At 35.0% G+C, this 12,149-nt stretch carries 9 protein-coding genes; all 9 read left to right on the forward strand.

Going from position 1 to position 12,149, the window contains the following annotated elements; all coding sequences use genetic code 11:
- Positions 1 to 12 precede the first annotated feature (12 nt).
- The 9 genes from OZP12_RS09905 to OZP12_RS09945 all read left to right on the forward strand — a co-directional run bounded on the left by OZP12_RS09905 (position 13) and on the right by OZP12_RS09945 (position 12,052).
- Positions 13 to 1,950: an efflux RND transporter permease subunit gene (locus tag OZP12_RS09905; protein ID WP_281228928.1), complete on the forward strand. Its 1,938-nt coding sequence runs from the start codon at positions 13 to 15 to the stop codon at positions 1,948 to 1,950.
- Positions 1,937 to 3,196, forward strand: coding sequence for a TolC family protein (locus OZP12_RS09910; RefSeq protein WP_281228929.1), 1,260 nt, complete (start codon positions 1,937 to 1,939; stop codon positions 3,194 to 3,196). Before OZP12_RS09905 ends, OZP12_RS09910 begins: the two co-directional genes overlap by 14 nt.
- Positions 3,193 to 4,443: a heavy metal-binding domain-containing protein gene (locus tag OZP12_RS09915; protein WP_281228930.1), complete on the forward strand. Its 1,251-nt coding sequence runs from the start codon at positions 3,193 to 3,195 to the stop codon at positions 4,441 to 4,443. The genes OZP12_RS09910 and OZP12_RS09915 overlap by 4 nt, the downstream gene beginning before the upstream one ends.
- Positions 4,443 to 5,660: an efflux RND transporter periplasmic adaptor subunit gene (locus tag OZP12_RS09920; protein WP_281228931.1), complete on the forward strand. Its 1,218-nt coding sequence runs from the start codon at positions 4,443 to 4,445 to the stop codon at positions 5,658 to 5,660. The genes OZP12_RS09915 and OZP12_RS09920 overlap by 1 nt, the downstream gene beginning before the upstream one ends.
- Before the next feature lie 81 nt (positions 5,661 to 5,741).
- Positions 5,742 to 6,218, forward strand: coding sequence for a DUF3659 domain-containing protein (locus OZP12_RS09925; RefSeq protein WP_281228932.1), 477 nt, complete (start codon positions 5,742 to 5,744; stop codon positions 6,216 to 6,218).
- A 206-nt stretch (positions 6,219 to 6,424) separates the two neighbouring features.
- On the forward strand, positions 6,425 to 7,675 hold the full coding sequence (locus OZP12_RS09930) for a hypothetical protein (RefSeq protein WP_281228933.1): 1,251 nt from the start codon (positions 6,425 to 6,427) through the stop codon (positions 7,673 to 7,675).
- Between the two features lie 444 nt (positions 7,676 to 8,119).
- Positions 8,120 to 9,253 carry an N-acetyl-alpha-D-glucosaminyl L-malate synthase BshA gene (gene bshA, locus OZP12_RS09935; protein ID WP_281228934.1) on the forward strand — a complete coding sequence of 378 codons (1,134 nt, stop codon included), beginning with the start codon at positions 8,120 to 8,122 and terminating at the stop codon, positions 9,251 to 9,253.
- A gap of 411 nt (positions 9,254 to 9,664) precedes the next feature.
- Entirely contained in the window at positions 9,665 to 10,723 is a 1,059-nt protein-coding gene (gene aroC / locus OZP12_RS09940; RefSeq protein ID WP_281228935.1) for a chorismate synthase, read from the forward strand.
- 66 nt (positions 10,724 to 10,789) lie between these two features.
- Positions 10,790 to 12,052, forward strand: a complete 1,263-nt coding sequence (locus OZP12_RS09945) for a dicarboxylate/amino acid:cation symporter (protein WP_281228936.1) — start codon at positions 10,790 to 10,792, stop codon at positions 12,050 to 12,052.
- The last annotated feature ends 97 nt before the right edge of the window (positions 12,053 to 12,149 follow it).

The following is a 12,149-nucleotide window of genomic DNA, read 5'->3' on the forward strand; positions in this document are numbered from 1 at the left end:
AAGTCACTTAAAATGAATGATAAATTAAAAAATATATTCAGAAAAGGAAGCGACCCGTTGTCTTCTGAAGAAAAATTAAAGCTGATTGAAGCTTCTTCCAAGCTAGTTGGACCGGGAGTGTTTTATTCGACAGTAATTGTAATCACGTCATTTTTGCCTGTGTTCCTGCTTACCGGAATGGAAGGGAAATTATTTAGCCCATTGGCTTGGACGAAATCATTTATACTGATTGTTGATGCTTTTTTTGCCATAACACTTACGCCTGTACTGATTAGTTTTTTGTTAAAAGGAAAATTACGGACAGAAAACAAAAATCCAATAAATAGAAAGTTGGAAAATATTTACACACCTATTTTAACTTTTTGTTTAAAATGGAGGAAAGCTGTTTTGGCTGTCAATGTGGTAGCACTGTTAATTGGTGGATTAATGTTTACTCGCTTGGGTTCCGAATTTATGCCTCCGCTCGACGAAGGTTCCATTTTGTTTATGCCGGTGACATTGCCGGATGTGTCCAATTCTGAAGTGAAAAGGATCCTGCAGGTACAAGATCGATTAATCAAATCAATTCCCGAAGTGGCAAATGTTTTGGGAAAAGCGGGAAGGGCAAATACAGCAACCGATAATAGCCCCGTGAGTATGATTGAAACCATTGTTTTGCTAAAGCCCCGCCAAGAATGGAGAGATGGCAGAACAAAAGCGGATATTGTGAATGAAATAAATAACAAACTGCAAATACCGGGAGTGACCAATGGTTTTACCCAACCGATTATCAATCGTATCAATATGCTTTCTACCGGAATCAGAACTGATGTGGGTATAAAAATTTATGGGGAAAGCCTAGACACGATTAATGCATTGGCACAAAAAATTAAAATGGCATTGGAAGGTACTTCAGGGGTTAAAGATTTATATGCGGAACCTATTACGGGAGGAAAATACATAGATATTATTCCCAAAAGGGAAGTGATTGGCAGATATGGACTTTCGATCGATGATATTAATACGGTTGTTGAAGCCTCTATTGGAGGAATGAAACTCAGTACAACCATCGAAGGGAGACAGCGTTTTTCCGTAAATGCACGTTATGCACAAGAATACCGAAACAGTATTGATGCCTTGAAAAAACTGCAAGTACAAACAATGCAATTTGGTCCCATTCCATTAGAAACGGTTGCCGATGTAAAAATAAGCGAAGGCCCGCCTATGATAAACAGTGAAAATGCAATGCTTCGAGGGAGTGTTTTGTTTAATGTCCGTGACCGTGATTTAGGAAGCACGGTAAAAGAAGCACAGACAAAATTGAATGAAATGATGACCAAGATGCCCAAAGGTTATTATGTGGAGTGGAGCGGTCAATGGGAAAATCAGGTGAGAGCCAATAAAACGCTGAGTTTGATTCTGCCAATTGTTGTTGTGATTATTTTCCTCATTTTGTACTTCACCTATCATTCGATGAAAGAGGCGTTGATAACAATGATAACGGTTCCGTTTGCATTGATTGGCGGTGTTTTTATGGTCTGTTTTTATGGAATTAATTTGTCGGTGGCTGTAGCTGTCGGGTTTATTGCTTTGTTTGGTTTGGCAGTCGAAACGGCTATGTTAATCACAATTTATCTGAATGAGGCAATGAACAAAATGGTTGCCAAATACGGTAACAGCAAAGAAACATTGACAGAAGAAATAGTAAGGGAATACATTATTGATGGTTCGGTTAAAAGGCTAAGGCCAAAACTGATGACTGTTTCGGTTTCATTGTTTGGTTTGATTCCTATTCTTTGGGCTACAGGAACCGGATCGGATGTTATGTTGCCAATCACCGTTCCTCTCATTGGAGGGACTATCACTTCAACGATTTATGTATTATTAGTAACCCCGGTTGTTTTTGAGATGGTAAAACTTCACGAATTAAAAACAAAAGGAAAAATAAGTCTTATAGATGTTAAAGAGTAAAATTTACATAGCGATAAGTTGTTTGATATTCAGTTTTTACGGAAGTAAAGCTCAAACGCTGACTTTGGATAATGTTTTGGGTATCATCAAAACAAATAATCCGCAACTCAAAATGTATGAAGCCGATATTCAAAGTATGGATGCTCAGGCAAAAGGTGCCCGAAGTTGGATGGCGCCACAAGTAGAAACGGGTTTTTTTATGACACCTTATGATTCAAAACTTTGGAAAGCCAACGAAATGGCACCCGGAATGGGTAATTATATGGTCGGGGTTACCCAAATGATACCCAACGCTTCAAAATTGAATGCAAATGAAAATTTGATGAAAGCGATGTCATCGGTCGAAAGTGAAAATAAAAATTTCACTCTGAACCAATTAAATGCCTTGGCCAAAACCTATTATTACGAAGGGATTATCATCAATAAAAAAATAAAAATAGCCAAAGACAATCTTTTGCTTCTCGATTATATGATAAAAAGTATGGAAATACGCTATCAGTATAATATGGACAAATTGCCGTCTTATTATAAAGCCAAATCGCAATACGCTTCTTTACAGGGAATGATTGTTATGTTGGAAAATGATGCCACACAGCGAAAATATATGCTGAATACTTTAATGGCTCGTGATAAAAAACAGGATTTTGAAATAGATTCCAATTATGAAATTAAGGATTTTAATCTTTTGGAAGCCGATTTGTCTTCGTATATAAATAACCGCAGTGACATTAAGGCTATCGAGAAAACCAAAGACATCAATTCCTTGAAAATCGAGGTGGAAAAGGCGGGAACTAGACCGGAATTTGGTGTAAAATATGACCATATGTTTGCTTTCGGAAATCAGCCACAGCAATTTTCGTTAATGGGAATGGTTACCATCCCGATGTTTTGGTCAACCAAAATGAATAAGGCCAATATGGAAAGTTACCGCATTAAAAACGAAAGTTTGGATTGGCAAAAGCAAATGATCGCCAACGAAGCAAGCGGAATGATAAAAGGGATGAATGCTGAATTTCTGAACTTGAAAAAGCAATATCAAATTTCACAGGACAATATTATCCCGGCCTTAAAACGAAATTACGATACGGCAATTTTGGCTTGGCAAAACAATACCGGAGATTTATTTGTCGCGCTAGAAGCTTGGGAAGCTTTGAATATGTCTCAAATCGATGCTTTGGATAAATTAAAATCGATTTTAACGACGCAGGTAGAAATCGAAAAACAACTTGAAACCGAAAAATTATGAACCGATATTTAAAATTTGCAATATTATTTTTGGTGGTTGTTTCTATTGGAATTGGAACTTATTTCTTTACCATAAAATCGAATAATCATTCGAAAATGGAGCATCAAAAGGAGGTTTACACTTGTTCGATGCATCCCCAAATTATAAAAGACAAACCGGGGAATTGCCCTATTTGCGGAATGACTTTGGTGAAAAAAATAACCGAAGACCATTCTGAAATAACCGATTCTATAGATAATCTTTTGAAACCCACAGATAATTTTGTTGTTGGGAATTATAAAACTGCAATTGTAAGGGACACGGTTATAAACAGCGAAATCAGTTTGCCCGGAATTGTGGCTTACGATCCCAATTCGGCGGTGAATATAGCTGCGAGAATAAGCGGTAGAATCGAAAAAATGTATGTCAATTATAAGTACCAAAAAGTACTGAAAGGACAAAAAATATTTGAATTGTACAGCCCGGAATTATTGACTGAACAGCAAAATTTTATTTATTTGGTTTCCAATGACAATCAAAACACATCGATTATTAATTCGGCAAAAGAAAAATTGTTGCTCTATGGAATGACCAATAATCAGATAAATGCATTTGCTTCCGCCAAAAAAGTAAACCCAATAATTGCCATTTACAGTCCTGCTGACGGAATCATTATCGGAACTGAAAAAATGACTGCTCCCGAAACTCCTTCAATGTCAAATGCAGGCAGTACTACAGAAGCTTTGGAAATAAAAGAAGGTAATTATATCAAAAAAGGGGAAGTCGTATTCAAGCTAATGAATACCGATAAGGTTTGGGGTGTTTTCAATATTTTGCAAGGATACAATGGTCTCATTAAAATCAATCAGTCTATTGATATTTCTTCAGAATTGGACGAAAAGAATAGTATTTATGCCAAAGTAAATTTTGTGGAAACACAATTAAACCCAACCGATAAAACCAATAAAATTAGAGTGTATTTGAATAATGCAAATCTAAAATTACCTATTGGTTCAAGGTTGCAAGGTGCTGTACAATTAAATTCCACAAAGGCAATTTGGTTAAGAAAGCAGTCTTTGGTTACTATTGGTGAGAAAAAAGTAGTTTTTGTAAAAATGAATAATGGTTTCAAAACAAAGGCGGTACAGACAGGGACTGAAATGGATGATTTTGTCCAAATTATTAGGGGTATTTCTGTTGGCGATACCATTGCTCAAAATGCACAATATCTAATTGACAGCGAAAGCTTCATTAAAACCGAACAATGATGAAAAAGATACAAAACTATTGTATGGTGCTGATAGTAATTTTGGCACTTATAGGCTGTAATTCCAAAAATAAGGAAAATCATAGTGGACATAAAATGACTGCCGAAGCAATTTTTTATAGCTGTTCTATGGATCCCGAAATAAAGCAGGACAAACCAGGAAAATGCCCCATTTGCCATATGACGTTAGTGCCAGTCAAAAAAAGTGATGAGAGTCTTAACGAAATAAAACTGAGCAAACAGCAAATTCGATTGGGGAATATCACTACTCAGGCAATTTCAGAAACCCGAAACAGTTTAGAACAAAATTACACCGGAGTACTGACTATCAATCAGGACAAAGTCAATACACTTTCGGCAAGAGCGATGGGAAGGATTGAAAAGCTGTATTTTAAAACCATTGGGGAATATGTCAACAAAAATCAACCCGTATATTCTTTGTACAGCGAAGACATAGCCATTGCCAAACAGGATTATTTCACCGCTTATAAACAATTGGCTATGCCGGGTGATTTTGGTAAAAATGCCCAAAATATGCTCAAAGCCGCCAAGCAAAAATTATTGTTTTTTGGTTTGACCAATGCTCAGATTGAAAGTATCAAAACCAAAGCTGAGGTTTCTCCATATACCATTTTTTACAGCACATCCAGTGGCTATATTTCTGAAATAATCGCAACCGAAGGCAGTTATATGATGGAAGGTTCGGCAGTGATTAAATTAGCTAATTTGAATACTCTTTGGCTCGAAACTCAGGTAAACGTTAATTATGCCAAAAATGTGCATCTTGGGCAAAATGCCAAAATTACTTTTCCTGATTTTCCGGATAAAACGATTAATGCAACCGTTTCTTTTATTAATCCTGAAATCAATCCAGATACCAGATTACTTCTAATTCGATTAGAAATTCCAAATCAGGGTTTACAGTTAAAACCCGGAATGCAGGCTTTTGCAAAATTAACCCAATCCAACCTAAAAGGACTTTTTATCCCGATTGACGCAGTAATAAGGGAAGAAAAAGCTTCTTATATTTGGGTAGAAAAAACTCCGGGCGTGTTTGAAAACGTGATGGTAGAAACAGGGGCGGAAATAAATGGTTTGATCGAAATCAAATCGGATTTGGATAGTTCAAAGAAAGTTGTAGTGACGGGAGCTTATGCTGTTGACAGTGAGTATAAATTCCGAAAAGGAAGTGACCCAATGGCGGGAATGAAAATGTAATTTTAGAATATAAAAATCGAGCAACAGCGATACTGAAGACCGGTCAACAGCGGAACTGTCTGATAATTTAATATTTTTATTATGAGAATTCAAAGATTAATTTCGGCAAAAAAAGGATTACTATTGACTATGTTTTTGATGGTAATTTCGTTAAGTGTTAATGCACAAACTAAATCAAATTCCACCCCTGATGAAAAAATTTATATCAATAAAAAGGGTGAAATTTTCGATCACGGTTGGAATAAAATAGGATTTATTACCAAAGAAGATATTGTGAAAAATAATGAAGGAAAGACTGTTTATTTTATTGACACAAACGGTAATGTTATTGATTCTAAAGGGAACAAGTTGGGTAAGGCTAAAAAGAATGGTTCGTATTACAATATTAAAGGCGAAAACGTACTTAATGTTGGAAAAACTGAAGGAGAAAAGTGCGAAATACTTGATCCGAAAGGCCATAATATGGGTAATGTACATCAAAATTATAAACTCCATGCCTGTGCGGCCCATTGCTTAATGTTGGAACAAAAGAACAATATGGAAAAGTCAAAAAAATAATTATTTAACAAATGGTTCGTGTAAAGCGAACCATTTGTTTTTATGATATGCTTGGATTTTCAATAGGACAGCAAAGCTAAAGTTCCGTTTATCAAAAGGATTATTTATAGCAAAAACGCGAATATAAATTCGAAAAGAAAACAATCCGATGGCAGAAATAAAGCTATATTTATGGAAATCAATTTTAAACAACAACATAAATTTAAATGGATAATTTTACTCAAATTATAAAGCAATATAAAAATGATAAAGAGAGTGTTTACAATACTTGGTTTGTTGATAATGATCAAAGATTAAAAGCATTCCGTACTATACGACGGGGTGTTTTGCAGGTTATTGAAGACATAAAAAATAAAAACTTTCCAAACGATTTTAAAGATAGCAGTTTGGAGTTTGTATTGAATTGTATTGCAGAACAGAAACAGGTTTTTGTTGGTGTAGCACATCCTTTTTATTGGAAACCCAAATTGCGTATTCCGGATATTTACGAAAACTTAAACAATAAAATTGCTTTTGGCCAATTTCTTGAAAATTGTATCAATGCAAAAACGGAAGAACAAGTTGTAAAAGAGATTGTAAAACTTGATATGCTGAAAATAAAAGGACTTGGTCCAGCAGTGGCAAGTATTTTATATTTTATTCATCCCACTTGGTTTCCTCCTTTTAATACCGCCATCCTAAACGGATTTAATTTTTTGTTCAAAGACAAAAAGAAATTGGGAAGTTGGACAGAGTATTTAAAAATCCGTGCAACGCTTATCGAAACAAACGGTACATATAAAACCGAATTGTCTAATGATTTAGGAGCTATTGCAGGACTTTGTTTTGAAATTGGGACACAAAAAATGTTAATTGGCAATGATGAATATTTAAGTGAAAATGAACGTAATAAGTTTGAAAAAAATATCGTAAAACGTCAAAAAGAAATTCAGGAAGAAAAGCAGGAAGAAAACTTGCATAGTGAAATGCAATACCATTTATTAAAAATTGGAGCTTCTTTAGGTTTTGACGTTACACCGGCAAGCAATGATAAAAAGAAATCCTTTAATGGTCAAAGCTTTTCGTTTATTTCATTGAATAAATTTCCCGAATTGCCCTGTGATAAAGAAACACAAAATACCATTAAACTTATTGATGTGCTTTGGTTTGAAAAAGGGACAAATAATATTATTGGCGCATTTGAAGTAGAGAAAAGTACCAGTATTTATTCAGGTATTTTACGTCTTTCGGATTTGTATTTTAGTATCTCTGATGGCGATGAAGTCTTTTATATTATCATTCCTGATAGTCGGGAAAAAGATGTCATTCAGCAACTAAACAGACCTGCGATTAAAAATTCAAAAATGATTATTAAGTACATTTTGTTTTCAGAATTAAGAGCCAATTGTGATGCCATTTGCAAATTTGGATCTGACCATTCGATAATGGAAAAAATAGCAAAGACAACCTTTCAATAATTTGTTAAATTAATTTTGGTACTAAAAAACCGAGAGTGTCCCAAATTTTGGATGTGGTTTAAATAACCTGTTGAGAAGGATTATTTTTAACCACATAGAAGCATAGATTTTTTATGATTAAAAAGAGTTTGATAGGCGTTTTACTTTTCATATAGTTAATCTATGTGAAAAAATAGTGTTATTTTCTATCTATTCTTTAGTGATTAGTTACAAATCTATGTGTCTATGTGTTTCATTTTTTTATTTAATTTGAATTTCATCCAACGGGTTTTAAAAAGTTAAATTTTAACTTTTTTTTGTAGTAATCCATACCGAATCTCCTTAATTTCGTTCCTCTTAAAAATCATACATGAAATCGACAATAAGAAGAAGTTTGCGAATGCAAACATCTTTAAATAAAAAGGAGATTACATATATGACCTATAATAAATATTTTTCCCATATATGAAAATAGCAATTGTTTGTTATCCTACATTCGGCGGAAGTGGTGTAGTTGCTACAGAATTAGGTCTCGAATTAGCAAGAAGAGGACACGAAATCCATTTTATAACTTACAGTCAGCCTGTACGCTTAGCATTGTTAAATCCAAATGTGCACTACCACGAAGTAATCGTTCCCGAATATCCTTTATTTCATTTTCAGCCTTATGAATTGGCACTTTCCAGCAAATTGGTCGATATGGTCAAATTGCATAAAATTGAGCTTTTGCACGTGCATTATGCCATTCCTCATGCCTATGCGGGTTATATGGCCAAGCAAATGCTTAAAGACGAAGGAATCGATATCCCGATGGTAACAACGCTTCACGGAACTGATATCACGTTGGTTGGAAATCATCCTTTTTATAAACCTGCCGTAACTTTTAGCATCAATAAATCAGATTATGTGACTTCGGTTTCCCAAAGTCTGAAAGATGATACGCTGAAATTATTTAACATAAAAAATGAGATTCAGGTGATTCCTAATTTCATTGAATTGGACAAAAGCGATTATGAACCTACGGTTCCCTGTCAACGTTCGGTTATGGCTAATAAAGAGGAGAGAATAATTACGCACATCAGTAATTTTAGAAAAGTAAAGCGTATTCCGGATATCATTAAAATATTCTATAAAATTCAGAAAAAAATTCCAGCCAAATTAATGATGGTAGGTGATGGCCCCGAAAAGGAAAAGGCTGAAAAAATGTGCCGTAAATTTGGTATCCAGGATAAAGTGATATTTTTTGGAAACAGTAATGAAATTGACCGAATTTTATGCCTTACCGATTTATTTCTTTTGCCGTCGGAGACAGAGAGTTTTGGGTTGGCGGCACTTGAGGCAATGGCCTGTGGAGTTCCGGTAATTTCAAGTAATTCGGGAGGTTTGCCTGAGGTTAATCTTGATGGAGTTTCCGGTTATCTGAGTGATGTAGGTGAAGTTGAGGAAATGGCTGAGAATGCTCTGAAAATCTTAAAAGAAGATGAGGTTCTTGCCAAATTTAAAAAGAATGCCTTGCATGTAGCCGAAAATTTCGATATCAAAAATATTCTGCCTTTATACGAAGATTTATACCTCAAGGCGATTAATAAATACAAATAGTAGCAATTCGATTGCTGATTTTTGGAGCAGAAACATAAGGAATTTTTGTAAATATGGGTCCCGTTTTTCGTTTCAATTCCCGATCAAGAAAAACTACGACAAAAATGCCTTGTTTTTCTAAATCGGGAGATTTCCACTTCAACCGGGGCTAATGGCAAGCAATTGTGATTTTTTGGAATCAATTTTAAATTAGTTTCAATCATAGTCAACGGTTTCAACCGTTGGAAGTAATTATCAAAAATCCATCTTTTAAGCATTTGCAAAAGATGGATTTTTTGTTTTAATTGTTCTGTTTTAAGTGAATAAAAATACGATTTGTATCGATTTTCAAGTGAATTATTGTGAAATATTACCAGTTTATAATTTTTAGTTTAATTCATAAAACTTACATTTGCGGAAAACTTTAAAACAATGGCAGGAAATAGTTACGGAACACTATATAGAATAACAACTTTTGGAGAATCACACGGTGAAGCACTAGGCGGAATCATTGATGGTTGTCCTGCAGGAATCCAACTTGATTTTGATGCAATTCAATTGGAAATGTCAAGAAGAAAGCCTGGTCAATCTGCGATAGTTACCCAAAGAAAAGAACCGGACGATGTTCAGTTTTTATCGGGGATTTTTGAAGGAAAAACTACAGGAACACCAATCGGATTCATCATTCCAAATACCAATCAAAAATCAGACGATTATTCCCATATCAAAGACAATTACAGACCAAGTCATGCCGATTACGTATATGAAAAAAAATACGGAGTCCGCGATTATAGAGGAGGAGGTCGTAGTTCGGCGCGTGAAACAGCGAGTAGAGTAGTGGCAGGTGCAATTGCCAAGCAAATGCTTCCTGAAATAAAAATCAATGCATACGTTTCTTCGGTAGGACCAATTTTTCTCGATAAACCATACGAAGAATTGGATTTTTCTAAAATCGAAAGTAATCCTGTTCGTTGTCCTGATGAAGTAGCTGCAGCAGAAATGGAAGAATATATTCGCCAAATCCGTAAAGAAGGGGATACTGTTGGAGGAACGGTTAACTGTGTTATCCAAAATGTGCCAATTGGTCTGGGAGAGCCGGTATTTGATAAATTACACGCCGAATTAGGTAAAGCAATGCTGTCAATCAATGCTGTAAAAGGATTTGAATTTGGAAGCGGGTTTGAAGGTGTAAAGATGAAAGGAAGCGAACATAATGATTTATATAATCCTGACGGAACTACACAAACCAATCGTTCAGGAGGAATTCAAGGAGGAATCAGTAATGGAATGGATATTTATTTCCGTGTGGCTTTCAAGCCGGTTGCAACATTAATGCAAAAACAAGAATCATTAGATAATCAAGGAAATATCACCGAAATGACAGGAAAAGGACGTCACGATCCATGTGTTGTCCCTCGTGCAGTGCCTATCGTTGAAGCCATGGCTGCTATTGTTTTGGCCGATTTTTATCTTTTGAATAAAACCTATTAATAATTGCAAAACCCGCTCAGTATTTTAACGAGCTAAATACTGAGATTTAACCTTGAAATCTATTAAATGAATACAAAAACCACTGAAAAAGCATCGTTTTTAAAAGGTCTTACAGGACAGATTTTATTGGCAATGCTTTTTGGCGCCATTTTGGGTGTTATCGTTCACAATTCTGTTGAAGCTGAAAGTGCACAGGAATTCAGCAATAAAATTAAAATGTTGGCCACTATTTTTATTAGATTGGTTCAAATGATTATAGCTCCATTGGTTTTTACAACTTTGGTTGTTGGAATTGCTAAGCTTGGAGATGTGAAAACAGTTGGGCGAATAGGAGGGAAAGCTTTGGCGTGGTTTTTTACTGCTTCATTTATTTCATTGTTGATCGGGATGTTTTATGTGAATTTATTGCAACCTGGAGTTGGCTTGAATCTGCCAAGTGTTGATATGTCTGCTGTTTCAGATGTTACGGGAAAAACTCAAAGTTTGTCTTTTGAAAATTTTATAGAGCATATTGTTCCTAAAAGTCTTTTTGAGGCAATGGCAACCAATGAAATTTTACAAATTGTAATTTTTTCTATTTTCTTTGGATTATCGGTCGCTTCAGTTGGAGATTATGCAAAACCAATAACAGATTTTTTGGATAGAACTTCACATGTTGTTTTGAGAATGGTTAATTATGTGATGAAGTTTGCTCCAATTGGTGTTTTTGGTGCGATTGCGGGAGTTTTTGCTGTTCGCGATTTTCAGGAATTGGCCATTACTTATTTCAAATTTTTCGGTTCATTCTTGATTGGTATTGGCACACTTTGGGCGGTATTGTTTGTTGTCGGAGTACTTTTCCTTGGAAAAAGAATAAAAGAATTAATGAAACGTATTGTTGGTCCATTAATAATTGCTTTCAGTACGACAAGTTCTGAGGCAGTTTTTCCGAAATTAACTGAAGAATTGGAACGATTTGGAGTAAAAGATAAAATCGTTTCTTTTATGCTGCCGTTGGGATATTCTTTTAATTTGGATGGAAGTATGATGTATATGACTTTTGCGGGTATTTTTATCGCACAGGCATACGGAATACATTTGGATTATCCTACTCAATTTACAATGCTTTTTGTATTAATGCTTACCAGTAAAGGTATTGCTGGAGTACCGAGAGCTAGTTTGGTAGTTGTTGCCGCTACTTGTGGAATGTTTAAAATACCGATCGAAGGTATTGCCTTGATATTGCCAATTGATCATTTTTGTGATATGTTTAGAAGTGCCACAAATGTTTTAGGAAATGCTTTGGCAACTTCGGTAGTTGGTAAGTGGGAAGACAATAAGGAAAAATGAAATAAATAAAAGAAATTTAAGCTCTTTTTTGATTATAATGGTAAAAGCAGTTATAATTTTAATGTAACTGCTTTTTTTTATCATATCTGTGTGAATT

The organism is Flavobacterium aquiphilum, from assembly GCF_027111335.1.
In the GTDB taxonomy this organism is placed as follows: Bacteria; Bacteroidota; Bacteroidia; order Flavobacteriales; family Flavobacteriaceae; genus Flavobacterium; species Flavobacterium aquiphilum.